Origin of the sequence: Burkholderia sp. Nafp2/4-1b (assembly GCF_003635165.1) — a bacterium.
Classification (GTDB): Bacteria; Pseudomonadota; Gammaproteobacteria; order Burkholderiales; family Burkholderiaceae; genus Burkholderia.
On sequence record NZ_ML058597.1, the window covers coordinates 94,891 to 121,887 of the forward strand.

Genomic DNA, 26,997 nt, shown 5'->3' on the forward strand with positions numbered 1-26,997 from the left:
GTCCGTCATGCCGGCTGCGTCGCTGCACGAGCGTCGCGCCGCTCCGTTCCAACACCGATTTCCCCGCGACCGCGATGACGAACCCGACTCCCAACATCCTGATCCTGATGGCCGACCAGCTGACGCCGTTCGCGCTGCCGGCGTACGGCAACCGCGTGGCGCGCACGCCGACGCTCGATCGCCTCGCCGGGCAAGGCGTGGTGTTCGACGCCGCGTACTGCGCGAGCCCGCTGTGCGCGCCGTCGCGTTTCTCGCTGCTGACCGGCAAGCTGCCGTCGGGTATCGGCGCGTACGATAACGCCGCCGAATTACCCGCGCAAACGCTGACCTTCGCGCACTACCTGCGCGCGGGCGGCTACCGGACGATGCTGTCCGGCAAGATGCATTTCTGCGGGCCCGACCAGCTGCACGGTTTCGAGGAGCGGCTCACCACCGACATCTATCCGGCCGACTTCGGCTGGGTGCCCGACTGGGATCGGCCGACCGAGCGGCCGAGCTGGTATCACAACATGAGCTCGGTGCTCGAGGCCGGCCCGTGCGTGCGCACGAACCAGCTCGACTTCGACGACGAGGTCACGTTCGCGGCGAAGCAGAAGCTGTACGACGTCGCGCGCGAACGGGCGGCCGGGCACGATGCGCGGCCGTTCTGCATGGTCGTGTCGCTCACGCATCCGCACGATCCGTACGCGATCACGCGCGAATACTGGGATCTGTACAGCGACGATGAGATCGACATGCCGGCCGTGCGGCTCGATGCCGAGGAAAGCGATCCCCATTCGCAGCGGCTGCGCTTCGTCTGCGAAAACGACCGCACGCCGCCGACCGACGCGCAAATCCGCGCCGCGCGCCGCGCATACTACGGGGCGACGTCCTACGTCGACGCGCAGTTCGGCAGCGTGCTGGCCGCCCTCGAGCAATGCGGATTCGCCGACGACACGATCGTGATCGTCACGTCCGACCACGGCGACATGCTCGGCGAGCGCGGGCTCTGGTACAAGATGACGTTCTTCGAAGGCGGCTGCCGCGTGCCGCTGATCGTCCACGCGCCGAACCGCTTCGACGCCGCGCGCGTGCGCGGGCCCGTGTCGCACGTCGACCTGCTGCCGACGCTCGTCGACCTGGCCGGTGCGGCGCCGGCCGACGGCTGGCCCGACCCGGTCGACGGCGCGAGCCTCGTCCCGCATCTGCAAGGTGCGCCCGCGCACGACGTCGCGCTCGGCGAATATCTCGCGGAAGGCGCGGTCGCGCCGGTCGTGATGATCCGCCGCGGCGACTGGAAGTACGTGCATTGCCCGGCCGACCCCGACCAGCTGTACAACCTGACCGACGATCCGCGCGAGCGCACGAACCTGGCCGGCCAGCCCGAAGCTGCCGACATACTTGCCGCGTTCCGCGACGAGGCCGCGCGGCGCTGGAACCTGCGGGAACTCGATGCGCAGGTGCGCGCGAGCCAGCGGCGGCGCCGCTTCCATTACGCGGCGACGACGCAGGGCCGCATCCAGGCGTGGGACTGGCAGCCGTTCACCGACGCGAGCCAGCGCTACATGCGCAATCACATCGAACTCGACACGCTCGAAGCGATGGCGCGCTTTCCGCGCGTCGGGCGCTGAACGCACCGCATCGCGGACCTTGACGAACGACGGAGGAAGCAGACCATGAAACCGCAATCCCAGGCAGTAATCCGCAGGCTCGGCACGGCGTTCGCCGCGGCCGCGTGCGTGCTGGCGGCGCAGGCGCCCGCACACGCGGCCGATCCGCAGACGTGTCGCGACGTGAAGATGGCCGCGCCCGGCTGGACCGACATCGACGCGACGAACGCGATGGCGGGCGTCGTGCTGAAGGCGCTCGGCTATCGGCAGGACGTCGCGAACCTGTCGGTGCCGATCACGTACCAGGGCTTGAAGAAAGGGCAGGTCGACGTGTTCCTCGGCAACTGGATGCCCGCGCAGGCGCCGCTCGTGAAGCCGTTCGTCGACGAGAAATCGATCGACGTGCTGCACGCGAACCTGAGCGGCGCGAAATTCACGCTGGCCGTGCCCGACTACGTCGCTGCCGCGGGCGTGCACACGTTCGCCGATCTCGCGCGCTACGCGGACCGCTTCGGCGGCAAGATCTACGGGATCGAGCCCGGCGCGCCCGCGAACCAGAACATCAAGCGGATGCTGTCCGACCATGTGCTCGGTTCGGCGAACTGGTCGCTCGTCGAATCGAGCGAGACGGGGATGCTCACGCAGGTCGAGCGCGCGGTGCGCGACAAGCGCTGGATCGTGTTTCTGGCATGGGAGCCGCATCTGATGAACACGAAGTTCCACCTGTCCTACCTGTCGGGCGGCGACGCGTATTTCGGGCCGAACTACGGCGGCGCGACGGTCAACACGGTCGCGCGCACGGGCTTTGCCGACCAGTGCGCGAATCTCGCGCGGCTGTTCAGGCAGATGACGTTCTCCGTCGACGTCGAGAACCGGATGATCGCCGACATGCTCGACCACAAGACGCCGCCCGCGCTCGCGGCGCAGCACGTGCTGAAGGCCGACCCGGCGCTCGTCGAAGCCTGGCTGGACGGCGTGACGACCGCGTCCGGCACGCCCGCGCTGCCGGCCGTGCGCGCCGCGCTCGACGGCCGCTGACCCGCCTTCGGGCGGCCTTTTTACGCGGCCGCCCGTCTACGTGTTTTCCCGAACAGTCGCATCGAGACCATTTGGTGTCGCCTTCAGACGGGTGACCCGAAATATGGGTTTGTATTTTTCGCCAATGGCTCCGTTATTGCGGAAATCGAAATACCGAAGCCAGCGGATGTACCGAATTCGAATCAGCCGGCGTATTGCGGCGCGCGTCAGGCCACGGTTCTTTCCATCGAACGGTTCAGGGGGTAGTCGACAATGAAGCAAAAGAAAGTTGCCGTAGCCGCCGCGCTCGCATGCGCGGCCTGTATCCCGGCCATCGGCCACGCGCAGAGCAGCGTGACGCTGTACGGGATTCTCGATGCTGGCATCACGTACGTGAACAACACGGGCGGTTCGCACGTGGTCAAGTTCGATGACGGCGTCGCCTACGGGAACCGTTTCGGCCTGAAGGGCACGGAAGACCTCGGCGGCGGCCTGAAGGCCGTGTTCACGATCGAAAGCGGGTTCCACCTCGGCAACGGGCAGCTCGGCTTCGGTGGGGCGGAGTTCGGGCGTCAGGCTTATGTCGGCCTGCAGAACGACTGGGGCACGCTGTCGTTCGGTAACCAGCTCGACATCACCAACGAGCTGGTGTCGATCTACAACATCTCCGCGTGGGGCAGCGGCTATGCGATCCACCAGGGCGACTTCGACCGCTTCAACGGCGACCGCCTGCCGAACTCGGTCAAGTTCCTGTCGAACGACCTGAGCGGCTTCAAGTTCGGCGCGATGTACTCGTTCGGCAACGTCGCCGGCAACTTCCACCGCAACAGCGCATGGAGCGCGGGCGCGAGCTTCACGAAGGGCGACTTCTCGATCGGCGCCGCGTACACGCGCCTGAACAACCCGAACGGCATCTATGCGTACGACCCGTATGCGATGATCGGTACGCACACGTTCCTCGGCCAGCAGACCGTCACCGTCGATCCGGCGACCGGCGCGCGCACCGACCTGTTCTCGAACACGGCGATGGACGTCGACAGCCAGGGCACGTTCGGCATCGGCACGAGCTACACGATCGGCAATCTGTCGCTCGACGCGAACTTTTCGTACACGACGATCAAGGGCTTCGGCCAGTCGTCGCACATGCAGGTGTATGAAGGCGGCGGCATGTACCAGTTCACGCCGGCGCTGAGCCTGATCGCGGGCTACCAGCACACGCGCTTCGAAGGCCACCACTGGAACCAGGGTACGGCCGGCCTGCACTACCTGCTGTCGAAGCGCACCGACGTGTACATCTCCGGCGATTACCTGCGCGCGTCGCAGGGCGTCGATGCGGTCATCGGCTACAGCTTCACGCCGTCGACCACGCAGACGCAGGCCGACGTGCGGATCGGGATGCGGCATTCTTTCTGAATGGGGTGAGTGGATCCTTCGACGTCTTCAGCGAGGTCTCTCTTTGGCGCGAACTGCGGTTCGCGCTTTTTTTTATTCTTGAAGGATGTCGCCGCGCATTAGTCGGCTGGTCGCGTTGATTGCTTTTCGCTAAAGCGACTTGACAAAGGACTGCTCATGAAAGGGCATCCCTATAGTCGGAAAGCCACGCGTGCTGCACGGTGATCGCATCGATCGTGTGACCGTTCCAGAACACGTGGTGAATCCTGGCCTGAAGCGTTCGCAGCGCTTCGGGCTGCAGGTCATGAAACCCAAGCAGCACAGCGGGCCGGATTCCGGCACCTGCCATGCGCTCGATGGAGACAAACGGCGGGAAGCCATAGCGGCTCAAAAACCCCTGGATGTCTTCGTCGGAAACAGTGTCTTCGACGGGTTGCAGCAATAGCATAGTCACGATGTCCTTCTCCTGTTCTGTGTCACGCCATGATGTTGACGCCGCCATCGACATACAGCGTTTCTCCGGACACTCTCCGTGCGTACGGCGTGGCGAGGAAAGCGCAGGTGTATCCGACGTCCATGATGTCGACGAGTTCGCCGAGCGGCGCACGATGGGCTGCTTCGTTGAGCAGCAGACCAAAGTCCTTGAGGCCGGAAGCGGCCCGCGTCATGAGCGGACCCGGTGAGATGGCGTGAACGCGGATGCCCTGCGGACCCAGTTCATGGGCGAGGTAACGCGCGCACGCTTCGAGCGCGGCCTTCACCGGCCCCATGACGCTATAGTTCGGCACGACCTTGCTCGCGCCGTGATAGCTCATGGTGAGCAGCGTGCCGCCTTTATCCATGAGAGGCGCGGCAAGCGCGGCCATACGCACGAAGGAATGGCACGAAATGTCCATTGCTTGCGCGAAGCCCCCGCTCGAGCAGTGCAGGAGGCCGCCCTGAAGGTCGTCCTTCGGTGCCCACGCAATCGAGTGCAGCATGATGTCGAGGCGTCCCCAACGCTCACCTATCTCGGCAAACACCGCGTTGAGCTGGTTCGCATCGGCGACGTCGAGCGGCAGGAGCATGTCGGCGTTCAGTTCCTGCGCGATCGGCTCGACCCAGGCTTTCGCCTTTTCCGTGGCATACGTAATCGCAAGGTCAGCGCCGAGTTCGCGAAACGCCTTCGCGCACCCGTATGCAATCGAGTGTTCGTTGGCGATGCCCGTGACGAGCGCCTTCATGCCTTTGAGCGGTGGCCCTGCCTGTCCGCTGTTTTCCGTTGACATCGCTCACTCCACGACCGCGCGTGTATGGCGCGCAATCATCAGTTCTTCGTTGGTCGGAATGACCCACACCGGTATGCCGCTTGAAGCGGTGGTCACGATCGGTCCGCCCTGGAGATTGGCAGCGACGTCCAGTTCGACACCGAGCCACTTCGCTCGCCGCACGACAGCCTCGCGGACCGCCGCCGCATGCTCACCGATACCGCCGGTAAAAACGAGCGCGTCGATGCCGTTCATGGCGGCGGCCAGCGAGCCCAGTTCACGCGAGATGCGATAGACGAAAAGATCGATCGCGAAGCGGGCCCGAGGATCATCGCTTTCGAGCAGCGTGCGCATGTCCGCGGAGACGCCCGATACGCCGAGCAATCCGGACCGGTGATACAGGAGATCCTCCAGCGCACGCGCATCCATGCCACGCTCTTCCATCAGGTACAGCACCACGCCGGGGTCGAGATTGCCGCAGCGGGTGCCCATCGGCAAGCCATCGAGGGCAGTAAAGCCCATCGTGCTGGCCACGCTCGCGCCCGCCACGAGGGCGCACATGCTCGCGCCGTTGCCGAGGTGCGCAACCACGGTGCGCCCCGAGGCCGCCGCGGGTGCGACGTGGGGCAACACGCTGGCGATGTACTCGTACGACAAGCCGTGAAAGCCGTAGCGCCGCACGCCGAGATCCGTGATCGCCGCCGGGAGCGCGAACGCCTGGGCCACGTCGGGCTGCGTGCGGTGGAACGCCGTATCGAAGCACGCCACCTGCGGCACGTCCGGCTGCATCTGGTCGAAAAGACGTATTGACTTCAGGTTATGCGGCTGATGCAGTGGTGCCAGCGGCGTCAGCTTGTCCAGTTCGTCGACCACCGCGGCGGTCACGCGAACCGGCCCGCTGAAGCGCTGCCCGCCGTGTACCACACGATGGCCGACGGCCACCAGCGTGTGTCCTTCGCGGTGCTCCTCGAGGAACCCACCGATGTGTTCGAGCCCGTGCCGATGGTCGAGCGCCGTACCGGCGGTCCACTCCTTCGCGTGGTGCTCGCCGTGACGGTCCAATGCTTCGAATCTTGCGTGCGGCGTATAGAGTCCATCGACCTGGCCATGCACGACCAGCTCCAGCGCACTGCCGTGCTCTTCGAATGCCGAGAACTTGATACTCGACGAGCCGGCGTTGAGGACGAGAATCACGTCTGCCATGGCATCACCCCTCGATCTTCGCCGCCTCGCGCCGCGCGAGGGCAACGAGCGCGGCCACCGCGCACGAGGCGAGGCGGGTAATGAGCGAATCGGCCCGGCTCGTCAGGATGATGGGCACGCGCGCGCCCAGCACGATACCGGCCGCGTCCGCGCCCGCGAGGAAAGACAGGCTTTTGGCCAGCATGTTGCCCGCTTCGAGGTCGGGCACCATGAGCACATTGGCGCGTCCAGCCACCGGCGACTCGATGTGCTTGATGCGTGCCGCCTCGATGTCGATGGCGTTGTCGAGCGCCAGCGGACCGTCGACGAGTGCCCCGGTTACCTGCCCGCGGTCCATCATCTTGCATAGCGCGGCAGCGTCGATCGTGGACGGCACTTTCGGGTTGACTGTCTCCATAGCCGAAAGAATCGCCACCCGCACTTCCGGAAACCGCAAGGCGTGCGCAAGATCGATCGCGTTCTGCAGGATGTCGACTTTATCCTCGAGCGTCGGAGCGATGTTGATCGCCGCGTCGGTCACGATCAGCGGATCCGCATGTCCCGGCACATCCATCACGAAGCAGTGGCTGATGCGCCGGCCCGTGCGCAGCCCCGCATCGCGGCGGACCACCTCGGCCATCAGTTCGTCGGTGTGAAGGCTGCCCTTCATCAGCGCTTCGGCCTTGCCTTCGCGCACGAGCCGGACGGCCGCGGCCGCCGAAGCTTCGCTGAACGGTGTGTCGACGATCGGGTAGTCGGCGATCGGAAGACCGCATTCCGCAGCGACCGAGACGATGCGCGCGCGCGGACCGACGAGCGTGGGCGCGATCAGCCCTTGCCGCGCGGCCTCGACCGCCCCCTGCAAGGAACTCCTGTCGCAGGGGTGAACGACGGCAAGCGGCATGGGCGCGAGGTGACGGCATTGCGCAATGAGCTCGTGATACTTGACGTGTCTGGATTCCATGTCGGGTTCCCTCACTGACGGGTTGGCGGCACTCACGATGCCGTGGCCCGAACGCGCGGTGCGCGGGTCTTTTGGGGCTGCGACTCGAGCGCGATTGTCACGCCGAGCACTGACCGGATGGCGCGCAGCGCCTCTTCCTGCGCGGGTGTCGGCGGGATGCGCAGCACCCGCCGGTCGGCCAGCAGCTTGTCGAGCAAGGTGAGGAGCCGGTTTCGGTCTTCCGGGGTGGCGAGCAGATCGGGCAACGTCCGGATAGCCTGTTGCGGCTCGAAAGTCGCGATGAGTTCCTGCTCCCCGCGAATGCGCCGCCACTCGGCAGGAGGCAAATCCGGCAGGTAGTCGGCATATTCGTCGACCAGTTGCTTGACTGTCTCGATGCGCGATAGCGGCAGCGGCTCGCCCTTCGGTGCGAGGAGGAACGCGGTGCGCGCGACTGCCTCGTTGTAGCCGCCTTGCCGCAGCGAGGCGAGCGCCGCCTGGACGAACGGCAGGCTGCGAGGATCGGCGCCGGCGGACGTGCCGGCCCCCTGCTCGCCGAGGCGGTCCGGGTCGTGCATTGCGAAGAGATTCGCGTAGATGGAGAAGAACAGTGCTTCGACGCCGGCGTCTCGTACCGCCCGGAAGTGGTCGAGCGAGGCGCTGATCAGTTCCGAGCCGCGCTGCTCCACCTTGCGCCAGGGTTCGAGGTCGCTCGAAGGCTGCCGGCCGGCTCTGACGGCATCGGCCGTCGGACCAAGCGCGGCGAGCCACGGGTTCAGATCCGAGAATGCCCAGCGCTGGAGACGCAACGGATGAAAGTCGCGCAACAACCGCGCGGTCGTCTCGTTCGACGCAAACTGAACAAAGGGTTGAACGAACAGCTCGTAGGCTCGCTGGTTGAACTCGGACACCGCCGCCACGGCCTTGAACGGCTTTTCGTCCTCGCGCCGCCACTCGTTCAAATGCTCGACGGCTACTTCCAGCCGGTGCTCGGTGAGCGAGACCTCGTATTCGGTTTTGCCGTCTGCGCCCTTTCCCTCCTTGATCGACATGCCATAGAGGCCCGGCGCAAGCGTCTCGATTGTCTCCAGCACGTTGAAGATCTGCGTGTATTCCTTCTTCGCCACCTTGCCGGAAACGAAGATGCCGAGATGGCCGACGTCCGCGTGCATCAGGGCGACGATGACCTGGCCGCGCGCCTTGATCTCCTCGGTGCTGCTGTATGTGTCGGCGACCCAGTTGAACGCCTGTTGCGGCGGCGTGATGTTGTCGCCCATCGATGCGAAAAGGATGATGGGCGAGCGGATCGCGCGCAGATCGAAGGATTGGCCCGACGGGCCGGACACTTCGCCGGACCACAGCTTGTTGCCGATAAAGAGGTTACGGGTGATCCACTCGATCTCTTCCCGGTTCATCAGGTAGTAGCTGCCCCACCACCGCTCGAACTCGATAAAGCGCGGCGCTTCCGTATCGATGTTGGCGAACACGTTGTAGTACTTGTCCCAGAACGTGTTGGCGGGGTTCAGATACTCGAAGTTGTTCACGAGATGTGCGCCGTCGAACTTGCCGTTGCCAAGATCGGCCGACAGGGACGAGAGCCACGTGCCGCCCAGAATGCCTCCGGCATAACGCATTGGATTGGGCGCCTCATTCTCGCTCCACGCCCCGCTCCAGTAAGACATGGGCGCGCCGTTGACCAGAATGGGACCGGTGTCTTCGGGCGACGAACTGGCAAGCATCATCGCGGCCCAGCCGCCCTGGCAATTTCCGACGATCGCCGGCTTGGGGCTGTCCGGATGCAGTTCGCGCACCTTGCGTACGAACTGCTGCTCGGCCGCGCACACGTCGAGCAGGGTCTGGCCGGGCTCCGGCTCCTGGAAGAACACGACGAAATAGACGGGATGACCCGCGCGCAGCGCAACGCCGACCTGCGAATCGTCCTTGAAGCCCCCGATGCCGGGACCGTGCCCGGCGCGCGGATCGATGATCAGATACGGGCGCTTCTTCACATCGACCACGACACCCTCCGGCGGCCGTATCGACAGGAGCGCGTAGTTGACGGGCCGCTCAAAGTGCCTCGCGTCGAGTACGACGTCATAGTCGAAATGCAACGCCGGCTTGATCCCGGCCTTGTTGCGCTCGATGAACTCGTTGCCGCGTTGACGCAAGGCATCCCAGAACAGGACGGAGCGCTGCGCGAAATCGACCGTATAGTGCCAGGCACCCCATGGTGTGAACTGCGCGAGGTTGGGAAGGGTGAGCGCGGACGTGCCATCACTCCCCTTGATTGCGTCGCTCGTCCTCTGCCCGAACCGTTGCCGCGCCTCTTCCAGGCGATGGTGCAACAGGCGCAGGATCTTCAATGCGATCTCGTGATTGCGTGTCAGCTGTGTAACCTGGTCCATCTCATGAATCTCCTCGAGCGAAGCGACTTAACCTGGCACAACTGCTCATTGCGTTGCCGGGTTGCAGAGAGGCTTGGATGCCGACTGGATTACGGGCAGCATCAAGCACGAACAATCCGTCATCTGACAAATGTGTCATTTATGACAATGACGTCATTGTAAGCCCGCTTGATGACAGGACGGTCGAGTTCAGCGGGTTGCGTCGTTACGCCGCAGCGCGGGAAAATTGCTTGGGAAAACGATCGCGGGGCGTCGCGAAAGGCAGTCCGAGTCGTCGACGATGACCCGATCCCACCGGCCGACAAAATAGCCGCGAGGAGTGATGCGATGCCCGCGAAATCGCGGGCATCGCAAAGCGGACTGTTAGCAGGTCAATCGAACGTCAATACCATTCGGCCGCTGACATTTCCGTTCCGCAGGTCGGTGAAGACCGTGTTGATGTTGTCGAGCCGCTCGCGCTGGATATGGGCGCGGATCTTGCCCTCCGCGGCGAAGTCCAGCGACTCTTGCAGATCGCGCCGCGTTCCCACGATCGAGCCGCGAACCGTGATGCCGTTCAGTACCGTCGAGAAGATAGGCAGTGGAAAATCGCCCGGCGGCAGGCCGTTAAGCGCAACCGTGCCGCCGCGGCGCACCATGCCGAGCGCCTGCGCGAAGGCGCTGCGAGAGACCGCGGTGACGAGCACGCCGTGCACGCCGCCGAGTTCCTTCTGGATGACGGCGGCGGGATCGGTCTTGGATGCGTCGATCGCGAGATGCGCGCCGAGTTCGCGCGCAAGCGCGAGCTTGTCCTCGCTCACGTCGACCGCGACCACGTGAAGCCCCATCGCGATCGCATATTGCACGGCCACGTGGCCGAGACCGCCGATGCCGGAGATCGCCAGCCATTGCCCTGGCCGGGTATCCGTCACGCGGATACCTTTGTAGACCGTGACGCCGGCGCAGAGGATCGGCGCGATTTCGTCGAAGGCGATCTGCTGCGGCAGATGGCCGACGTAGTTGGGATCGGCGAGCACATATTCGGCGTAGGCGCCGTTCACGGAATAGCCGGTGTTCTGTTGGGCATGGCAGAGCGTTTCCCAGCCGCTCTGGCAATGTTCGCAGTAACCGCACGCGGTATAGAGCCACGGCACGCCAACCCGGTCGCCTTCCTTGACGTTCGTGACGCCGCTGCCCGCCGCCGCGACGAAACCCACACCTTCGTGGCCGGGGATGAATGGCAGCGTCGGCTTGACGGGCCAGTCGCCGTCGGCAGCGTGCAGGTCCGTGTGACACACGCCGGACGCCTGGATGCTGACCAGAATCTGTCCCGGCCCTGGCGTGGGTACGGGCACTTCTTCGATACGAAGCGGTTCCCCAAAGGCGTGCACGACGGCCGCCTTCATCGACTGAGCCATGACGTTCTCCTGTGGCGTTGGCATTGCTGCCAGTATTCCCGGAGTACGGCAAAGCGACTTAACGTAGATCAATAGGGCGCATCGAAGCGCAACGGTCCGGCACCACAAGGATGCGTATCTGATGAGCCGGCGCCTGCACCCACAGCCGGCGGGGTTCCGGCGGTTGGCGATATCATCGCGGTTTGACCCGCATTGCGTCCCGCCGATTGCCCGTCTCACACCGCCCGCCGATGACCGCCCCGTTACCCGAATCCGCTTCGCCGCTGCCGTTACCCGCCAACCTGTTCCGTCACGCGCCGTTCCAGCGCTTCTGGGGCACCCGCGTGATGTCGTCGCTTGCGTTCCAGATCCTGTCGGTCGCGATCGGCTGGTACGTCTATGCACTCACGCACAGCGCGTTCGCGCTCGGCCTCGTCGGGCTTGCGCAGTTCGTGCCGATGTTTGCGCTGACGCTCGTCGTCGGGCAGGTGGCCGACCGCTACGACCGCCGTCGCATCGCGACGATCTGCCAGAGCGTCGAGGCGCTGGCCGCCGGCGTGTTCCTGTTCGGCGCGGCGAAAGGCGGGCTCACCGCACCGGGCGTGTATGCGCTCGCGGCGATCGTCGGCACCGCGCGCGCGTTCGAATCGCCGTCGGTGTCGTCGCTGCTGCCGGCCGTCGTGCCGCGCAGCGAGCTGCCGCGCGCGACCGCGTTGTCGACGTCCGCGAACCAGGCCGCGCAGATTCTCGGGCCCGCGTTCGGCGGGCTGCTGTATGGCGTCGGTGCGCCCGTCGCGTTCGGCACGAGCGTGGTCGCGTTCGCGCTCGCGGCCATGCTGAGCGGCACGATTCCGCTGCGCGGCGCGCCGCCGGCACGCGAACCCGTCACGTTGCGTTCGGTGTTTTCCGGCATCGCGTTCATCCGGCGGGAACCGGCCATCCTCGGCGCGCTGTCGCTCGACCTGTTCGCGGTGCTGTTTGGTGGGGCGACCGCGCTGCTGCCGATCTATGCGCGCGACATCCTCCAGGTCGGTCCGTGGGGACTCGGCGCATTGCGCGCGGCGCCGGCCGTCGGTGCGCTCACGGGCACGCTGTGGCTCACGCGGTTTCCGTTGAAAGGGCGGCCGGGCCGCGCGATGTTCGGCGGCGTGATCGCATTCGGCATCGCGACGATCGTGTTCGGGCTGTCGAGCAATTTCGTGCTGTCGCTCGTCGCGCTGGCGGCATTGGGCGCCGCGGACGTGGTGAGCGTCGTCGTGCGACTGTCGCTCGTGCAGCTGCGCACGCCCGACGACATGCTCGGCCGCGTGAGCGCGGTCAACTCGCTGTTCATCGGCACGTCCAACCAGCTCGGCGAATTCGAATCGGGTGTGACGGCTGCGTGGTGGGGCGCGCCGGGCGCGATCGTCGTCGGCGGGGTGGCGACGATCGCCGTCGCGCTGACGTGGATGAAGCTGTTCCCGCAGCTGACGAACATGAAGTCGCTCGAACGCGACGTGTGACGCGTCAGGCGTCCTGCGTCACGCGCACGGCCGTGCCGTAGCAGATGACTTCCGTGACGCCCGAGCCGATCTCGGTCGAGTCGTAGCGCATCGCGACGATCGCATTCGCGCCGAGCTTGCGCGCATCGGCGAGCATCTTGTCGAATGCCTGCTGGCGCGCCTTCTCGCACAGCGACGTATAGAGCGTGATGTTGCCGCCGAAGATCGTCTGCAGCGCCGCGCCGAACGAGCCGACGATCGAGCGCGAGCGCACGATGATGCCCTGCGCGACGCCGAGCGAGCGGACGGTCGTATGGCCGGGCAGGTCGAACGCGGTCGTGACGCGCTCGGGCGACAGCGCGTCGGCGGAGCGGGAGAAATCGGACATGGCGGGGCACCGTGAAGCGGAAGTGATCGAACGACGATTCTATCCGGAACGGGAACCGCGCTCGAACGGGCGCGCGTGACGTCCCGGCCCGCATACCTGCCGCGACGTGCCGAAGCGCGAGGCCGCCACGCGCGTGTTCCGCGCGGTGCGCCGCAGCGTGCGATAGCGAGGGTGTTCAGCGCGTTGCGCGGCGGTCGCTGCGCGGGGTCACGCCGAACCGCGCGCGATACGTGCGCGAGAAATGCGACGGCGATTCGAAGCCGCACGCGACGCACACAGAGGTGATGCTCATGTCGGTCTGCTGCAATAGCTCGCGCGCACGATCGAGGCGCAGGTTCAGGTAGAAGCGCGTCGGCGTGTCGTTCAGCGTCGCGCTGAAGAGGCGCTCGAGCTGGCGCCGCGTGATCGACACGTCCTGCGCGAGCGCGTCGGAGCCGAGCGGGTTTTCCATGTGCCGCTGCATCGTGTCGATCACCTGGATCAGCTTGCGGTTGTGCACGCCATAGCGCGCGGCGATCTCGAGCCGCTGGCTGTCCGAACGCTGGCGGATGCGGCTGACGACGAACTGCTCGGAGATCACGGCCGCGAGCTCGGCGCCGTGCCGCCGGCCGATCAGGTCGAGCATCATGTCGATCGATGCGGTGCCGCCCGCACACGTGATGCGCCGTTCGTCGATCTCGAACAGTTCCTGCGTCGCGTTCAGGCCCGGGTAACGTTCGCGGAAAGCGGCGAGCGCTTCCCAATGCAGCGTGAGCGTTTGCGATGCGTCGAACAGCCCGGCTTCCGCGAGCACGAAACTGCCTGTGTCGATGCCGCCGAGCGTCGCGCCGTGCCGGTTCTGGCGGCGCAGCCAGTCGGCGAGCGCGCGGTCGTAGCATACGAGCGGATCGAAGCCCGCGACGACGAACACCGTCTCGACCTGCGCGACGTCCGCGTATGCGGCTTCGGCGGCGACCGGGATGCCGTTGCTCGCGGCGACGGGCGCGCCGTCCGCGCTGATCACGTGCCAGCGGTACAGCTCGGTGCGGAACCGGTTCGCGACGCGCAGCGGTTCGACCGCCGACATGAAGCCGAGCGCGGAGAAGCCGGGCAGCAACAGGAAATGGAAATCCTCTGGCATCGGAGCGTGGGGTGGAATCGGGATAGTTGTCGCGTGCCGCGCGATGCAGCGCGGCGCGGCGAGCGGTCGGGCAGGCACGCGAGCACCGCGCCCGGCTCGCGCGAGCCGAACGTTCAGAACGGGATTATCGCGGGTTTTGCCCGCGCTCAGCGGTTTTTGCGCCGTACGCCGTCCGGCGCGCGGTGGTCGAAGGCAGTTCGCCGAACTGGGCCTTGTACGCGTTCGCGAAATGCCCGAGGTGGATGAAGCCCCAGCGCGCGGCCGCTTCGCTGATCGGCAGGTCCGACTGCCGCGTGTCGAGCAGCAGGCGGCGCACCTGCGCGAGGCGCAGCGAGCGCGTGTAATTCAGCGGGCCGGTCTGCGCGACCGACTGGAAGCTGTTCTGCATCGTGCGCCGGCTCACGCGCAGCTGCGTGCACAGGCTCAGGATGTCGACGGGTGCTTCCGGATGTTCGATCACGTAGTCGTGTACGCGCCGCACGATGTCCGCATGGCACGCGTGCGTGAGCCGGTTCGGCGGCTCCGGCATCCGGTACGTGAGGAGATCGACGAGCACGTTGCCGACTTCGCCGCGCAGTTCCGACTGCGCACGAGCCGTGTCGAACGTATCGGGTGCCGACAACACGCCTTCGAGCAGCGTCGCGAAGTGCACGCTCGCGCGTTCGCATGCGGCGGCCGGCACGTCGACGACGCCGCGCCGCAGCGTGCGTTCGTCGAACCGTACGTCGGCGGCATCCTCGATCTGCTGCGTCAGCTCGTGATCGACGACCACGCCGATCAGCGACATGTCGTCCGGTGAATGGAGTTCGAAAGGTGCGCCGCCGCGCGCCATCACGATCGTGCCGCGCCCGATGCGCGCATCGCCGAATGCGAACGTGCCGGCACCGGTGAGCGGCATCCCGAACACCGTATGGCCGGGCGGCAGGCGTCCGCGCTGGATGATGCGCACGTTCGCCGCTTCCTGGAACAGCTGCACGCCGTCGAGTTCGACGTGCTTGACTGCGCTGCGATACGAGCCGCAGCCGATCTGGTCGTAACGCTGCTCCCAGCCGCGCAGCGCCTCGGCGTGCCGGTCTGCGTCGTCGAACATCTGATGAAACACGAGCACGGCGCCTCCGGCGATCGTTCGGACCGCGCAAGATTAAACCGACCGCGCGGTCGGTGCAATACGGATGAGCGCCATTCCTCCGAGGGTTTTGGAGGGGAGGGATGGCGCGCGCACGCGGTGCCTTTCAGGCGGTTTTCCAATATCCCGATTCGGCACGCACGCGTTGCCGGTCCGGGTGCTGAACGGATTTATTGTCGAACTACAGTCGCCCCACACAACGTGAATCCAACTGGAGGCGACATGATGACAAGGCGACGCACCGCGGCTTTCGCGGCGACGCTGGCGTTCGCGGCGGCGTGGGGCGGCAGCGCGTACGCGACGGAAAGGCCCGAGGAACTGGTCGTGCAGAAGATGCCGCCGTGGCATCCGCACGAGGTCTACGTCGTCGATATCGCGATGCCGAACATGACCGACGGGCGCATCTACGTATACGACGCCGACGCGAAGAAGCTGCTCGGCCAGATCGACGGCGGCTTCGCGCCGGGCCTCGCGATCTCGCCCGACCACAAGACGAGCTTCATCGCGACGACGTATTTTTCGCGCGGTTCGCACGGCGCGCGCACCGACGTCGTCGAGATGACCGACAACACGACGCTCGATCACGCCGGCGAGATCGCGATTCCGGCGAAGCACGGGCAGCACGTGCCGTCGCCGTACAACACCGCGTTCAGCGCGGACGGCAAGCGGCTGTACGTCGCGAACATCACGCCGGCCGCGTCGGTGACGGTCATCGACGCGGTGTCGAAGCAGGTGCTGTCGGAGATCGACACCGCCGCCTGCGTGCTCGCGTATCCGGCGGGGAACGACCGCTTCGCCGCGCTGTGCGAAAGCGGCAAGGCGCTCACCGTGACGCTCGATGCGAACGGCAAGGAGGTGAAGCGCACGATGTCCGACGCGTTCATCGACGTCGACAACGATCCGGCCTTCATCAACGCGTCGCGCTACCACGGCGGTTATCTGTTCACGACGTATCACGGCAACGTGCGCAGCGCCGATTTCAGCGGCGACAAGCCGGTGTTCGGCAAGTCGTGGTCGTTGCTGAGCGATGCCGAGCGCGCCGAAGGCTGGCGCCCGGGCGGCATGCAGCAGACGGCCGTGCAGGTGAAGCAGAGCCGCTACTACGTGCTGATGCACAAGGGCGGCGACGGCACGCACAAGGATCCCGGCACGCAGGTGTGGGTGTACGACCTGAAGACGAAGCAGCGTGTCGCGCGCTGGGATCTCGCGCAGCTGAAGGTCGATCCGCTCGTGTCGATCCAGGTCAGCGAGGACGACAAGCCGCTGTTCTACGGGCTGACGGGTACGTCCGACCTCGTCGTGATGGACGCGCACAGCGGCAAGCCGCAGCACGTCGAGAAGCAGATCGGCAGTACGCCGACGCTGCTCGTGAACCCGTGAGACCGCGATGACGCTCGATCCCGTACTTGCCACCAGCGCACAGGCAGGCGCTGCCGTCGTCGTGCTGCTCGGTGCCTTCGCGAAGATGCGCCGGCCTGCCGCGTTCCGCCAGGCGCTCGCCGGTTATCGCCTGCTGCCCGATGCGCTCACCGCGCCCGCCGCGTTTGCCATTCCGCTCGCGGAAGTGGTTTGCGCCGCCGCGCTGCTGTTTCCCGATACGCGCATGACCGGTGCGCTCGGCCTGATCGCGTTGCTGCTCGTGTTCGCGGCCGGCATGGCGATCAACATCGTGCGTGGCCATACCGACATCGACTGCGGGTGTTCCGGCTTTGCTGCCGCGCGCGCCGATGCGCCGCGCGGCATCGGCTGGCTGCATGTCGCACGCGCGCTGCTGCTCGTCGCGCTGGCCGCGACCGCGCTCGTCGAGCCGGGCAGCCGCGCGGTCGTGTGGTTCGACTACCTGACGCTGTTCTCTTCCGTATTGCTGATCGTTTGCGCGCTGCTCACCGTCGACGTGCTGCTTGCCAACGGTCCGCGCCTTTCCCACCTGAGGAATTCATGATGCAAACCGCTCTCACCGTTTCCACCGCGCTGCTGTGGGTCGCCGTGCTCGCGCTCGGCGCGATCTGCCTCGCGCTCGTCCGCCAGATCGGCATCCTGTACGAACGCATCATGCCGGCTGGCGCGCTGATGATCGACAAGGGGCCGGCGGTCGGCGCGATCGCCCCGACGTTCGAGCTCACCGATATTCGCGGCTCGCGGCTGAAGGTTGGCGGCATCGATGCAGCGGGCAAGGCGACGCTGCTGTTCTTCCTGTCGCCGACGTGCCCGGTCTGCAAGAAGCTGCTGCCGCTGTTGCCGTCGCTGCAGGCGAGCGAATCGACGCCGGTGAACATCGTGCTCGCCAGCGACGGCGATCTCGACGAGCACACGCGCTTTGCGCAAAAGCACGACCTCGCGCGTTTCCCGTATGTGCTGTCGCAGGAACTCGGCCTCGCGTACCAGATCGGCAAGCTGCCGTACGCGGTGCTGCTCGACGACACCGGCACCGTGCGCGCGAAGGGGCTCGTCAATACCCGCGAGCATCTCGAAAGCCTGTTCGAAGCGAAGGAGCGTGGCGTTGCATCGCTGCAGCAGTTCGTGCACGGCGATCACGACCACGGCGGCCACGGCGGTCGCGAAGAGCACGCGCAGCACGCGTGATCGGCCGACTCTCTTTCAACGTCAACGGAGAACAACGACATGGGCCTGTTTGATTCATGGTTCGAACGGTCGGCACGCGGCGTCGCGCAGCATAGTTCGCGGCGCAGCGCGATGGCGAAGCTCGGCAAGGTGCTGGTGGGATCGGCGATGCTGCCGCTGCTGCCGGTCGATCGCACTGCGTACGCAGCCGATGCGGCGGCTGGTGCATCGGCGGCTTCCGGCGCCAGCGACGATCCACTGAGCTGCGATTACTGGAAATACTGCGCGATCGACGGCTGGCTGTGCAGCTGCTGCGGCGGCACGTCGAGCAGTTGCCCGCCCGGCACGACGCCGTCGCCGATCACGTGGATCGGCACCTGCCGCAATCCGCACGACGGGTCGGACTACATCGTGTCGTACAACGACTGCTGCGGCAAGACGTCGTGTGGCAAGTGCTTCTGCAACCGCAACGAGCGCGAGAAGCCGCTGTACAAGCTGTCGCTGAACAACGACATCAACTGGTGCATGGCGAACGGCAATTCGAATTACCACTGTTCGGTTTCGGTCCTGCTCGGAGCGGCAAAGCAATGAAAGTGAAGCAAGCTGGAAAGATCGTGGCCGCATGCATGGCGGCGGCCGGCGCGTTTTTCGTGCTGCCGGGCGTGGCTGCTGCGCAGCAGGTCGCTCATTACCCGGCCGGCAGGAGCCTGTTCGACGCGCAGTGCGCCGTGTGTCACCAGGCGGGCGGCAAGGGGCAGGACGGCCTTGCGCCGCCGCTGACCGAGTATCCGGGCAAGTACGCGACGGCCGACGCGGGCCGCGCGCAACTCGTCGCGACGCTGTTGCACGGGATGTTCGGCGAGATCAACGTGCACGACAAGCGCTACAACTTCAAGATGCCGTCGTTCGCGAGCGCGAGCGATGACGACATCGCGAACGTGCTCAACTACGTCGTGTTCGACCTCAACGACAAGCATGGCGACGCGAAGCCCTTCACCGCGGCGGATATCCGCGCGGCGCGTGCGAAGGAGATGGACGGTACGGCCGTTCACGCGCAACGTGCGGTCGTGACGAAGGGGCTGGGGTTGTGAATGCCCTTCGGTGCGTGCCGCGCCGCGACGGGGCAGGGCGAGGCGTCCGATATGCGGTGGCGTCGCGGATCGGCCCGATCATGCAGCGTCGTCTATCGTCGTGGCTGGCGGCGGTCGCGGCCGCCGCATCGGCGATTGCCGTTCCCGCACATGCCGACGGCGTGATCGACGCGACGCTCGCACGGCAGCACTGGGTGCTCAACTGCATGGGCTGCCACACGGCGACGGGCGGCGGTATTCCGGGCAAGGTGCCACCGCTCGCGAATTCGCTCGGCTACTTCACGCATCTGCCGGCCGGGCGCGAGTACGTGATGCGTGTGCCCGGCGCGTCGAACTCGGCGCTGTCGGATCAGGATCTCGCCGACGTGCTCAACTGGGTGCTTACGACGATGAACCGCGATGCGCTGCCGCGCGATTTCAAGCCTTATACGGCGGCCGAGATCGCCGCGCATCGGCGCCCAGCGTTTTCCGATGTCGCGACCGTGCGTGCCGGCTTGGTCCGCGCGCTGCATGAGCGCGGGATCGACGCTGTGTCGGAGCGGTACTGATCAGCCTTGTGCCGCTTCAGTGCGGTGGCGCCAGACGTTTGAAGCGCTTCCACAGCTTCTTCAATGGCTGATGATCGGCTGCGACGCGCGCGGCCAGAAAGCCGCGTGCAAAACTCGCGCCCGGTGCGGTGTCGGGTGACCTGCGAGGCAGTGCCTTCAGAAACTGCTCCGCGACGACGGCGTCGTTACGCCAACCGAGGTCGTCCTGAAGCGCGGTCAGCGCGTCGACATACGATCGGACTGCGCGCTTGCGGCACAGCGACGCGAAAAATTCCGTCGCGTATCGAACCTTCTTCGCCGCGATGCGGGCACGGTGACGACGGTGATCGTCCAGATCGGCCAGCCGCTTGCCGCGTTTGATCAGTTTGCGGTGCCGGCGACGCAGCACATCCTCGGCAAACGGCTTCGCTGGCCGCATGATCGCGTCGCGCTGTTGGTCGGACAGCTCGTCTCGCCAACCCTTTCGGTGCAACCATGAAGCAAGCTGCAACGCGAGCCGCGTGTAGCGAACCGACTTGACTGCGTCCGCCGCGCGCTGCCGGTTGTCGGCGGCAATGTGCTCGCACGTGTCGCGCACTGCACGGATCTCGTCCGGCGTGCCGTTCGTGCCGGCATGGTCGAGCGTCGTTCCAGCCAGCACCTCCCAGTCGCGCGCCGCGCCGAGCTCGGAGGCAATCCAGCGCAGTTCGTCGTCAAGGCCGGGATACGCGGGAATCGCCTTCGCGAACAGGTCGAGCGCCGAGCGCAGGCGACGAAGCCCGACACGCATCTGATGGACACTCGACGGATCGTCGCCGGACTCGACGCCGCGCTCATTGGCGTGGACCTGATCCAGGCAATTGCGCGCGATTTCGCAGAATGCGGATTCGATCGAATCGCGTTTCGTCAGTTGTACCGGTTGCGCCTTGACGGCCGGGTGGTGCTCGGCAGCGAGCAGGCCGTAGCCGAGATCGGCCTTGCTTGCGCGATCGATGCGCAAGGGCGCGATTTCCAGTAGTTCGAGTGCGACGCCGTACAGGCTTTCAGGCCGGCCATGTTTGAGCTCCAGTTCGACGGCGGCGATCGGGACCGAATTCGATCCCGCGTCGATCGTCCCCTTGTCGAGCGCAACCTCGATTTCATCGCCGGACGGCAGGCGCAGCGGTAAAACCGTACGCTTGATCCGCGTGACGAATACGGGCTGGAGCCGGGATGCCGTCGCGTCGTCGTGAATCAGCCTGCCGAGATCGCTGTCAGCGGGAATCTGATCGTGCAGCAGCGTCAGATCGGGCACGTCGCCGTCGACGGACATCTCGAACTCATCCCTGTCGAACAGGCCGGCCTGTGTGGATCCTTCCCGCTTCAATGTCTGGATCCTGTCGTTGCCGACCGCGCGTACGCGCAGAGAAGCCGTGCACCGGTGAAATGCCAGCGCGGCCGTATCGAAGTACGTGCTCGTCAGCAGTTGACGTGCCTGACCGCCATCGGCGTTCGCGAGCAATGGCGCATGACGAAACTTCTCCAGGTCCCTGACGGAAACCCGCAGCTTCAACTCTCGTTCCATATCGCCTCCGATGTGGCGCATGACTATCAGACTACACCGGATCGATGAGGTTGCCGACGCGTGCCGATTCACGCATGCGCATCGATTGGCATGCGCGCACCGAGCGCGACGTCATGCGCTGAATCGTCCCTTTTCCGTTTCACGCGTGTGCGCTAGCCCGGCGGTGGCGATCGGTTCCGATCCGTGCTCATCCCGAGGCTTCGTCTTCCCAGTCGTGCCACTCGATCTGATGCGTTTTCAGATATCCGCTTACCGCCTCGCCGACCGTCGGAAAGAAGTTGCCGTCGCCGAACATGCTCAACATTCCGTAATGCTTGAGGCTATCCTTCACGGGACCTTTCAGTTCCGCGAAAACCAGCTTGACCTGCCGCGCCGCCAGCTCGCCATGCAGACGTTCGAGTACATCGGCCGCCGTGAGATCGATATCGGTCACGGGCTCGGCCGCGATGACGATCCAGCGCGCGGGCTCGGGCGACTCGTCGACGGCGCGCAGCACGCGTTCGCGAAAGATCTCGCCATTGGCGAAGAAGAGCGGCGCATCCCAGCGCAGCAGCACGAGCCCGGGCACGCGCCGCGCTTCCGGATGGCGCGACACGTCGTGATAGCCCTTCCTGCCGTCGACCCGCCCGAGCACGGCATCGTAAGGCCGCCACGCGCGCCATAGAAACGCGAGCACCGTGAGCAGCAGCGCGAGTGCAATGCCGTTCACGACACCGAGGGCCGCGACGCCCGCGAAGCACGCCACCGCCTGCACGAACTCGCTCTTGCGCAGCCGATAAAGCCGCACGATGCCGCGCACCTCGACCATGTTGATGCATGCGGCAATCACGACGGCGGCCAGTGCGGATTGCGGCGTGTGCGAAAGCGCGTGCGGCGCGAACAGCAGCAGCGCGGCAACCACGGCGGCAGCCACCACGCCCGTCACCTGCGTCTTCGCGCCCGCCGCCTCCGCGACGGGCGTGCGCGAGCTGCTCGCGCTCACCGCGAACCCTTGCACCAAACCGGCGGCGAGGTTCGCCAGCCCCAGCGCGATGCATTCCTGGTTCCGGTCCACGCGGGTGTCGTTGCGCAATTCGTAGGTACGGGACAGCACGCTGATATCGGTGAACGAAACGAGCGCGATCGCCGCCGCGCTGCCCGCGAGATGCAGCCAGTCGCCGAGGCTCACATTCGGGATGTGCGGCACGGGCAGCCCTTGCGGGACGGCGCCGACGGTCGCGACGCCGGCGCGGCGGGACAGATCGAACCACATCACCGCCACGGTCGCGCCCGCCACCGCAAGCAGCACGCCCGGCACCTTGGGCCAGATTCGCTTGCAGACGAGTATCAGCACGAGTGCGGCGACGCCAAGTGCGAGCGATGTCGCGTTGACCTTCGATGCCGCGATGCCTTCGACGACGTCGCGCACCTGCTCGACGAACGATTCGCCCTTGCCCTTGTAGCCAAGCAGCTTGGGCAACTGTCCGATGCTGATGGTCAGCATGATGCCGTTCAGAAAACCGTACCGGATGGGCAGCGACAGAAGCTCGGTGACGAATCCGAGCCTGAGCGTCCCGACCGCGATGCAGATCGCGCCCGCGAGAACCGCGAGCGCGCCGGCCAGGGCCAGTGCATGGGTGGCGTTGCCGCGCGCAAGCGGCACGATGCTTGCGGCGATCAACGCGACCAGCGCGGAGTCGGGGCCGAGAACGAGGATGCGGCTTGGGCCGAACAGTGCATACGCAAGCATTGCGGCAAACGATGCATAGAGCCCGTTGACGGCGGGCAGGCCGGCTGCTTCCGCGTACGCCATGCCGGCTGGCACGAGGACGGCACTGAGCGTGACGCCGGCAAACAGATCGTGCGGCAACCACGGCAATCGATAGCCACGCACGACGGCGAGCCCGTTGATCCACCGCAGCGGGCCGGCGGCAGGCTTGCGGGGCGGGTGGGCCGTGTGCTGACGGGCTCGGCTTTTGAGGTTCATCGCAGGGCATCAAGGAACCCGGGCGAGTCGTTCGCCAGTTCGCCACGTCCGCCCGTGCCGTTCAGATTACGTTCCCATGTCGCCGGAGCGCAAGCGCGGTTTCACGATATTGCGTTTCAACGCGCAGACCCCGGACGCGGGGACGCGCGGGTGCGCCGGGCGCGACGCGATCGTCCAGACCGCCTCCGTGCCCGGCTCACGTCGCGCCGCGTTCAGATCTGTTGCTGGCCGCCGTCGACGAACAGTTCGATCCCGTTCACGAAGCTCGCATCGTCCGACGCGAGGAACAGTGCCGCGCCCGCAATCTCTTCCGGCTCGCCGAGGCGCCCCGTCGGGATCAGCGAAGCCAGGTAATCGGCGAGACCTTGCCGTTGCGCTTCGTCCTGACCGGCGAGGTCGAGCAGGCCCGGCGTGCGGGTCGCGCCCGGGCTGATCGTGTTCACGCGGATGCGGCGTTCCTTCAGATCGAGAATCCAGTTGCGTGCAAACGCGCGCACCGCCGCCTTCGAAGCCGAATACACGCTGAATGCCGCGGTGCCCGCGCTGCCGGCCGTCGAGCCGGTGAGGATCACCGATGCGCCGTCGGCGAGCAGCGGCAGCGCCTTTTGCACCGTGAACAGCACACCCTTCACGTTGCGATTGAAGGTGTCGTCGAAGTGCTCTTCCGTGATGCTGCCGAACGGGAGCATCGAACCGCCGCCGGCGTTCGCGAACAGCACGTCGAGGCGCCCCTGTTCTTCCTTGATCTGCGCATACAGCGCGTCGAGTTCGTCGAGCTTCGTGGAGTCCACGCGGACGCCCGTCGCGGTGCCACCGGCTGCGCGGATCGCGTCGACCGCGGCAGCGAGTTCGGCCTGGCGGCGGCCGGTGATGTATACGTGTGCGCCTTCGGCGGCGAAGCGCTGTGCGGTGGCGAGGCCGATGCCGCTGGTTGCGCCAGTGACGAGTGCGATCTTGTTGTCGAGCTTGCGTGCCATGGTGTTTCTCCTTGGGTTCGGTACGTGGATGAGGTGTTCGGTGTTACGTGCTGCGATGTAAGGAGAATATCGACGCGGCCGTCTTTTCGAAATAGAATTGATCGCAATCCAACGTTGCAAAAATGAAAAGATGAGGGGAAATGGCCAAGCTGCCTGACTTCGAAGGGCTCGCGATGTTCGCGAAGGTTGCCGAGGAGGGATCGTTCGCGGCGGCGGCGCGCGCGATGGGCGTGTCGGTGGCCACGGTGTCGCGCGGCGTCGCGCGTCTGGAAGACCGCCTGGGCGGCAGGCTGTTCAACCGGACTTCCCGGCAACTCGCGCTCACCGAGTTCGGCAGGACGATCTGTGAAAAGGCCGGCGAGGTGTATCGACATGCCGAGGAGGCGGAAAGCGCGGCGCGCGAGATGGCCGTGCAGCCGCGCGGGCTGGTGCGCCTCGCCGTGCCGATGTCGTTCGGGTTGCGCTGGGTCGCGCCGCTGCTGCCCGGCTTCTTTCGTGCGTACCCCGATGTGTCGATCGACCTGCATCTGTCGGATGCGTCGGTCGACCTGATCGCCGACGGGTTCGATGCCGCGTTGCGGATCGCCGCGCTGCCCGATTCATCGCTGGTCGCGCGGCGGTTGTGCGCGGTGACGCAATACGTGGTGGCGTCGCCCGAGTATCTGAAGCGCGAAGGGCGCCCCGCGCATCCGCGCGAGCTGGTGGAGCGGCCGTGCCTGTCGTACGCGTTTCGTGCGCATAGCGATGTGTGGCGCTTCACGAACGACGCGGGCGACGAGGAGCCGATCATGCCGAGCGGTCCGCTGCGCGTGACGAATGCCGATGCGTTATTGCCGACGCTGCTCGCGGGGCTGGCGATCGCCGAACTGCCCGAGTTCATCGCCGGCGAGTACCTGGCCGACGGCCGTCTTGAAGCGCTCCTGCCCGACTGGTCGCTGACGAAGGGCGGGCTGTATTTCGTCACGCCGTCCGCGCGCGCCCGTCCGGCGAAGGTGGCCGCGCTGTCCGACTATTTCGCCGAACACCTGTCCGAGCCGTCGTGGCGATGACCGAAGTGATCGGTCGGTCGCGATTGAATCGGTTGGCCGGACAGGTGTGTTCTTCCGCAGCGGCGGCGCTTCCGCTCTACTTGATCCCGCAAGCGCGCGCTGCACCGAACGCGGCACGCACTTCGTTCACCGTCTGGTCGGGTGCCTGCAGATGCGGAAAGTGGCCGAGTTCAGGCAGAATCGAGATCTTCGCGCCGGTACGGTCCGCGTACTCGAGGCCCATTTCCTTCTTGATGTAGATATCCTTCTCGCCCCACACGACCTTCACGGGCACTTTCAGCTGCGCCATATTGGCCTCGAAGTCATCCTGGTCTCGCGTAAAGCACGCGTAGTAGTGGAAGAATGCGTCGGCCGCCGTCACGTCACCGTCCCACCCTTTCGCCATATCATCGGTGAATTCCTTGGGCAGCGCGTAGCGCGCTTCGTCCGACATGCCGCGGAAGAACGTGTTTGCGAGGATCTCGTCGCGATTCTTGTTCATTGCAGCACGCACGATGTCGGATGAAGGCGCCGACTTCAGGCCCTGCAGGCTTTCGTACATATATTGCGGCCGGTTGAACGGGGCGAAATCGCCCACGATGATCTCCCTGGCGATATCCGGTTGTTCCAGTGCGGCCAGCAGCGCGGGCAGTGCACCGATATCCGTCGCATAAATCACCAGTTTCGAACCGTCGATACCGGACGCGTGGATATAGTCCGCCAGCACACGCGCATAGTCCTTCGGCGCGTACGAGAAGCGATCGGCGGGCGGCCGCGACGATTGCCCGTAGCCCGGCCAGTCGAACGCATGCACGTCGTAGTCGCTGGAAAGCGATTCGGCGATAGGTGTCCACGCATGCATCGTCTCGGGGAAGCCGTGCAGGAACAGTACGGTGCCCTTCGGGTCGGCAGCACGGTAGACCATATGGCGCAGCGTGATGTCGGCGTTGACCTGCACCTCGCCGACGTAGACCTTTGGTGCCGACGACGATGACGCAGGCACGTTCGGGGAAGCCGGAGTACCCGCTGCTGCTGCGGGGGAGAGGATCGCTTTCGTGGCGGGATTGGACATGATCGTGGTTCTCGTTCAGTGCGGAATTGCGCGGGCAAGGTGCGCTTCGCTGTTTCGGGTTTGGCGGGTGTGCCGGATGCGTTCTACTGACCCACCGGTGGATTCAGAAGCTTGCTCAATGGTTTCAGTGGGCCGATCGGAAGTAGCGAGAACGTCATCAGGTGCGCCTTTCCCAACGGCAATGCCTCCAGCATTTCATGCGCTTGACCGACGTCGGTCACGTTCAGGATGAACGCCACTCCGGCCCGGTCCTGCAGCGAATACCACTGATCGATCTTGCCCTCGAGATACAGCTGGGCCGTCTCGCGGGCTTCGGTCGGAAGAATGGTCTGGACGTATTGCATGTCCGTACCCGGCGAAAAGGTGCCAATCGCCAGTATCTTCGTGGTGGGCGTCGTTGGCATCGGCGCTGAATGTGCCATGGAGACTCCTGCGCAAGCGAGCAGCAAGAATGCTGTCGTCAATTCAAGAAGAGGGCGTTTCATCATGCGCCCCCGGTCGGGCTGGTGGCACGGATGCCGCGTGCAGCGCGGCGGCTTCCGATTCCGACAGATAGAAAGCGCGGAAGCGCTCGTCGACGCGCTCGCGCATCAATTGCGAGAACAGCAGCGCGGCACCGAGCGGACGGTGATTGATGACGACGGAATCCGTCTGGCCCTGATCATTCCTGTGAGCGACGACGACTGTCTCGATCGGCAAGCCGCGAACGCTGGACCGATAGGATTCCAGATAAAGATGGTCGCTGACCATGCCTTTGTAAGCATGCTGCTGGAATTCGTAGAGCGACACCGCATGCTTGATCACGGAGAGAATATCGGCCCGTCCGTCGATCGGGCGTTTCAGCACGGTGGCTTCCAGCGTCGCGTGGTCGGCGAGGTTCGCCAGCCACAGCGGCAGACCGCCAGCGGGCGTCATCGTGGGGGCCGTGTCATTGAATTTCATGC

Annotated in this window: 26 protein-coding genes; 11 read left to right on the forward strand and 15 right to left on the reverse strand. The window is 65.7% G+C overall.

What is annotated here, in order from left to right:
- Positions 1 to 74: 74 nt before the first annotated feature.
- The 3 genes from betC (at position 75) to C7H84_RS00450 (ending at position 4,019) form a co-directional block, all read left to right on the forward strand.
- Complete coding sequence (gene betC / locus C7H84_RS00440; RefSeq protein WP_121856887.1) at positions 75 to 1,610, forward strand: choline-sulfatase; 1,536 nt, start codon at positions 75 to 77, stop codon at positions 1,608 to 1,610.
- A gap of 45 nt (positions 1,611 to 1,655) precedes the next feature.
- Complete coding sequence (choX, locus tag C7H84_RS00445) at positions 1,656 to 2,627, forward strand: choline ABC transporter substrate-binding protein (RefSeq protein ID WP_121856888.1); 972 nt, start codon at positions 1,656 to 1,658, stop codon at positions 2,625 to 2,627.
- 252 nt (positions 2,628 to 2,879) lie between these two features.
- Positions 2,880 to 4,019, forward strand: coding sequence for a porin (locus C7H84_RS00450; protein WP_121856889.1), 1,140 nt, complete (start codon positions 2,880 to 2,882; stop codon positions 4,017 to 4,019).
- A gap of 154 nt (positions 4,020 to 4,173) precedes the next feature.
- Here C7H84_RS00450 and C7H84_RS00455 read toward each other — a convergent pair whose 3' ends face one another.
- From C7H84_RS00455 to adhP, 6 genes are all read right to left on the reverse strand, one after another.
- Positions 4,174 to 4,506, reverse strand: a complete 333-nt coding sequence (locus C7H84_RS00455; protein WP_346428364.1) for an RNA-binding protein — start codon at positions 4,504 to 4,506, stop codon at positions 4,174 to 4,176.
- Positions 4,475 to 5,266 (reverse strand): enoyl-ACP reductase FabI, encoded by a 792-nt coding sequence (gene fabI / locus C7H84_RS00460; protein WP_121856891.1) that lies wholly within the window; start codon positions 5,264 to 5,266, stop codon positions 4,475 to 4,477. Before fabI ends, C7H84_RS00455 begins: the two co-directional genes overlap by 32 nt.
- 3 nt (positions 5,267 to 5,269) lie before the next feature.
- The gene (locus tag C7H84_RS00465; RefSeq protein WP_121856892.1) at positions 5,270 to 6,448 is read right to left on the reverse strand and encodes an acetate/propionate family kinase; all 1,179 of its coding nucleotides are present in this window, start codon (positions 6,446 to 6,448) and stop codon (positions 5,270 to 5,272) included.
- 4 nt (positions 6,449 to 6,452) lie between these two features.
- Positions 6,453 to 7,406, reverse strand: coding sequence for a phosphate acetyltransferase (locus tag C7H84_RS00470; protein ID WP_276208391.1), 954 nt, complete (start codon positions 7,404 to 7,406; stop codon positions 6,453 to 6,455).
- Positions 7,407 to 7,423: 17 nt separating this feature from the next.
- The gene (locus tag C7H84_RS00475) at positions 7,424 to 9,775 is read right to left on the reverse strand and encodes a DUF3141 domain-containing protein (RefSeq protein WP_121856894.1); all 2,352 of its coding nucleotides are present in this window, start codon (positions 9,773 to 9,775) and stop codon (positions 7,424 to 7,426) included.
- 371 nt (positions 9,776 to 10,146) lie between these two features.
- A complete protein-coding gene (gene adhP, locus C7H84_RS00480; protein ID WP_121856895.1) occupies positions 10,147 to 11,172 on the reverse strand; it encodes an alcohol dehydrogenase AdhP in 1,026 nt (341 codons plus the stop codon).
- A gap of 230 nt (positions 11,173 to 11,402) precedes the next feature.
- Between adhP and C7H84_RS00485 the strand changes: the two genes are divergently transcribed.
- Positions 11,403 to 12,653: an MFS transporter gene (locus tag C7H84_RS00485; RefSeq protein ID WP_121856896.1), complete on the forward strand. Its 1,251-nt coding sequence runs from the start codon at positions 11,403 to 11,405 to the stop codon at positions 12,651 to 12,653.
- Between the two features lie 4 nt (positions 12,654 to 12,657).
- On the opposite strand, the gene C7H84_RS00490 is transcribed toward C7H84_RS00485, so the two are convergent.
- The 3 genes from C7H84_RS00490 to C7H84_RS00500 all read right to left on the reverse strand — a co-directional run bounded on the left by C7H84_RS00490 (position 12,658) and on the right by C7H84_RS00500 (position 15,248).
- Positions 12,658 to 13,020 (reverse strand): YbjQ family protein, encoded by a 363-nt coding sequence (locus C7H84_RS00490; protein ID WP_121856897.1) that lies wholly within the window; start codon positions 13,018 to 13,020, stop codon positions 12,658 to 12,660.
- A gap of 175 nt (positions 13,021 to 13,195) precedes the next feature.
- Positions 13,196 to 14,140, reverse strand: coding sequence for a GlxA family transcriptional regulator (locus C7H84_RS00495; RefSeq protein ID WP_121856898.1), 945 nt, complete (start codon positions 14,138 to 14,140; stop codon positions 13,196 to 13,198).
- Positions 14,141 to 14,264: 124 nt separating this feature from the next.
- Positions 14,265 to 15,248, reverse strand: coding sequence for a helix-turn-helix domain-containing protein (locus tag C7H84_RS00500; RefSeq protein WP_121856899.1), 984 nt, complete (start codon positions 15,246 to 15,248; stop codon positions 14,265 to 14,267).
- Positions 15,249 to 15,488: 240 nt separating this feature from the next.
- Between C7H84_RS00500 and C7H84_RS00505 the strand changes: the two genes are divergently transcribed.
- From C7H84_RS00505 to C7H84_RS00530, 6 genes are all read left to right on the forward strand, one after another.
- Positions 15,489 to 16,646: an amine dehydrogenase large subunit gene (locus tag C7H84_RS00505; RefSeq protein WP_121856900.1), complete on the forward strand. Its 1,158-nt coding sequence runs from the start codon at positions 15,489 to 15,491 to the stop codon at positions 16,644 to 16,646.
- A gap of 7 nt (positions 16,647 to 16,653) precedes the next feature.
- A complete protein-coding gene (locus C7H84_RS00510; RefSeq protein WP_121856901.1) occupies positions 16,654 to 17,208 on the forward strand; it encodes a MauE/DoxX family redox-associated membrane protein in 555 nt (184 codons plus the stop codon).
- Positions 17,205 to 17,849, forward strand: a complete 645-nt coding sequence (mauD, locus tag C7H84_RS00515; RefSeq protein ID WP_121856902.1) for a methylamine dehydrogenase accessory protein MauD — start codon at positions 17,205 to 17,207, stop codon at positions 17,847 to 17,849. The genes C7H84_RS00510 and mauD overlap by 4 nt, the downstream gene beginning before the upstream one ends.
- A 39-nt stretch (positions 17,850 to 17,888) precedes the next feature.
- A complete protein-coding gene (locus C7H84_RS00520) occupies positions 17,889 to 18,419 on the forward strand; it encodes a methylamine dehydrogenase light chain (protein WP_121856903.1) in 531 nt (176 codons plus the stop codon).
- Positions 18,416 to 18,919 carry a cytochrome c gene (locus C7H84_RS00525; RefSeq protein WP_121856904.1) on the forward strand — a complete coding sequence of 168 codons (504 nt, stop codon included), beginning with the start codon at positions 18,416 to 18,418 and terminating at the stop codon, positions 18,917 to 18,919. The genes C7H84_RS00520 and C7H84_RS00525 overlap by 4 nt, the downstream gene beginning before the upstream one ends.
- A gap of 80 nt (positions 18,920 to 18,999) precedes the next feature.
- Entirely contained in the window at positions 19,000 to 19,467 is a 468-nt protein-coding gene (locus C7H84_RS00530) for a cytochrome c (protein ID WP_240461938.1), read from the forward strand.
- A gap of 16 nt (positions 19,468 to 19,483) precedes the next feature.
- On the opposite strand, the gene C7H84_RS00535 is transcribed toward C7H84_RS00530, so the two are convergent.
- The 3 genes from C7H84_RS00535 to C7H84_RS00545 form a co-directional block, all read right to left on the reverse strand.
- Positions 19,484 to 21,010 (reverse strand): CYTH and CHAD domain-containing protein, encoded by a 1,527-nt coding sequence (locus tag C7H84_RS00535; RefSeq protein ID WP_121856906.1) that lies wholly within the window; start codon positions 21,008 to 21,010, stop codon positions 19,484 to 19,486.
- A 187-nt stretch (positions 21,011 to 21,197) separates the two neighbouring features.
- Complete coding sequence (locus tag C7H84_RS00540; RefSeq protein ID WP_121856907.1) at positions 21,198 to 22,976, reverse strand: SulP family inorganic anion transporter; 1,779 nt, start codon at positions 22,974 to 22,976, stop codon at positions 21,198 to 21,200.
- Between the two features lie 212 nt (positions 22,977 to 23,188).
- The gene (locus tag C7H84_RS00545) at positions 23,189 to 23,953 is read right to left on the reverse strand and encodes an SDR family oxidoreductase (RefSeq protein WP_121856908.1); all 765 of its coding nucleotides are present in this window, start codon (positions 23,951 to 23,953) and stop codon (positions 23,189 to 23,191) included.
- Positions 23,954 to 24,093: 140 nt separating this feature from the next.
- Here C7H84_RS00545 and C7H84_RS00550 point away from each other — a divergent pair, with 140 nt between their 5' ends.
- On the forward strand, positions 24,094 to 25,002 hold the full coding sequence (locus C7H84_RS00550) for a LysR family transcriptional regulator (protein ID WP_121856909.1): 909 nt from the start codon (positions 24,094 to 24,096) through the stop codon (positions 25,000 to 25,002).
- A 76-nt stretch (positions 25,003 to 25,078) separates the two neighbouring features.
- Here C7H84_RS00550 and C7H84_RS00555 read toward each other — a convergent pair whose 3' ends face one another.
- The 3 genes from C7H84_RS00555 to C7H84_RS00565 form a co-directional block, all read right to left on the reverse strand.
- Positions 25,079 to 26,053, reverse strand: coding sequence for an alpha/beta hydrolase (locus C7H84_RS00555; protein ID WP_121856910.1), 975 nt, complete (start codon positions 26,051 to 26,053; stop codon positions 25,079 to 25,081).
- 83 nt (positions 26,054 to 26,136) lie between these two features.
- Positions 26,137 to 26,475, reverse strand: coding sequence for a hypothetical protein (locus C7H84_RS00560; protein ID WP_121856911.1), 339 nt, complete (start codon positions 26,473 to 26,475; stop codon positions 26,137 to 26,139).
- 43 nt (positions 26,476 to 26,518) lie between these two features.
- The gene (locus C7H84_RS00565; protein ID WP_121856912.1) at positions 26,519 to 26,995 is read right to left on the reverse strand and encodes a hypothetical protein; all 477 of its coding nucleotides are present in this window, start codon (positions 26,993 to 26,995) and stop codon (positions 26,519 to 26,521) included.
- Positions 26,996 to 26,997: the final 2 nt, after the last annotated feature.

What these genes read in the sequence shown, in the direction of transcription:
- C7H84_RS00455 (WP_346428364.1), bottom strand. Translation starts at nt 4,506, where the DNA reads ATGTCGATGGCGGCGTCAACATCATGGCGTGACACAGAACAGGAGAAG.
- C7H84_RS00555 (WP_121856910.1), bottom strand. Translation starts at nt 26,053, where the DNA reads ATGTCCAATCCCGCCACGAAAGCGATCCTCTCCCCCGCAGCAGCAGCG.
- C7H84_RS00465 (WP_121856892.1), bottom strand. Translation starts at nt 6,448, where the DNA reads ATGGCAGACGTGATTCTCGTCCTCAACGCCGGCTCGTCGAGTATCAAG.
- choX (WP_121856888.1), top strand. Translation starts at nt 1,656, where the DNA reads ATGAAACCGCAATCCCAGGCAGTAATCCGCAGGCTCGGCACGGCGTTC.
- C7H84_RS00545 (WP_121856908.1), bottom strand. Translation starts at nt 23,953, where the DNA reads ATGGCACGCAAGCTCGACAACAAGATCGCACTCGTCACTGGCGCAACC.
- C7H84_RS00450 (WP_121856889.1), top strand. Translation starts at nt 2,880, where the DNA reads ATGAAGCAAAAGAAAGTTGCCGTAGCCGCCGCGCTCGCATGCGCGGCC.
- C7H84_RS00530 (WP_240461938.1), top strand. Translation starts at nt 19,000, where the DNA reads ATGCAGCGTCGTCTATCGTCGTGGCTGGCGGCGGTCGCGGCCGCCGCA.
- mauD (WP_121856902.1), top strand. Translation starts at nt 17,205, where the DNA reads ATGATGCAAACCGCTCTCACCGTTTCCACCGCGCTGCTGTGGGTCGCC.
- fabI (WP_121856891.1), bottom strand. Translation starts at nt 5,266, where the DNA reads ATGTCAACGGAAAACAGCGGACAGGCAGGGCCACCGCTCAAAGGCATG.
- C7H84_RS00560 (WP_121856911.1), bottom strand. Translation starts at nt 26,475, where the DNA reads ATGGCACATTCAGCGCCGATGCCAACGACGCCCACCACGAAGATACTG.
- C7H84_RS00475 (WP_121856894.1), bottom strand. Translation starts at nt 9,775, where the DNA reads ATGGACCAGGTTACACAGCTGACACGCAATCACGAGATCGCATTGAAG.
- C7H84_RS00540 (WP_121856907.1), bottom strand. Translation starts at nt 22,976, where the DNA reads ATGAACCTCAAAAGCCGAGCCCGTCAGCACACGGCCCACCCGCCCCGC.
- C7H84_RS00550 (WP_121856909.1), top strand. Translation starts at nt 24,094, where the DNA reads ATGGCCAAGCTGCCTGACTTCGAAGGGCTCGCGATGTTCGCGAAGGTT.
- C7H84_RS00505 (WP_121856900.1), top strand. Translation starts at nt 15,489, where the DNA reads ATGATGACAAGGCGACGCACCGCGGCTTTCGCGGCGACGCTGGCGTTC.
- C7H84_RS00565 (WP_121856912.1), bottom strand. Translation starts at nt 26,995, where the DNA reads ATGAAATTCAATGACACGGCCCCCACGATGACGCCCGCTGGCGGTCTG.
- C7H84_RS00495 (WP_121856898.1), bottom strand. Translation starts at nt 14,140, where the DNA reads ATGCCAGAGGATTTCCATTTCCTGTTGCTGCCCGGCTTCTCCGCGCTC.
- C7H84_RS00535 (WP_121856906.1), bottom strand. Translation starts at nt 21,010, where the DNA reads ATGGAACGAGAGTTGAAGCTGCGGGTTTCCGTCAGGGACCTGGAGAAG.
- C7H84_RS00485 (WP_121856896.1), top strand. Translation starts at nt 11,403, where the DNA reads ATGACCGCCCCGTTACCCGAATCCGCTTCGCCGCTGCCGTTACCCGCC.
- C7H84_RS00510 (WP_121856901.1), top strand. Translation starts at nt 16,654, where the DNA reads ATGACGCTCGATCCCGTACTTGCCACCAGCGCACAGGCAGGCGCTGCC.
- adhP (WP_121856895.1), bottom strand. Translation starts at nt 11,172, where the DNA reads ATGGCTCAGTCGATGAAGGCGGCCGTCGTGCACGCCTTTGGGGAACCG.
- C7H84_RS00490 (WP_121856897.1), bottom strand. Translation starts at nt 13,020, where the DNA reads ATGTCCGATTTCTCCCGCTCCGCCGACGCGCTGTCGCCCGAGCGCGTC.
- C7H84_RS00525 (WP_121856904.1), top strand. Translation starts at nt 18,416, where the DNA reads ATGAAAGTGAAGCAAGCTGGAAAGATCGTGGCCGCATGCATGGCGGCG.
- C7H84_RS00520 (WP_121856903.1), top strand. Translation starts at nt 17,889, where the DNA reads ATGGGCCTGTTTGATTCATGGTTCGAACGGTCGGCACGCGGCGTCGCG.
- betC (WP_121856887.1), top strand. Translation starts at nt 75, where the DNA reads ATGACGAACCCGACTCCCAACATCCTGATCCTGATGGCCGACCAGCTG.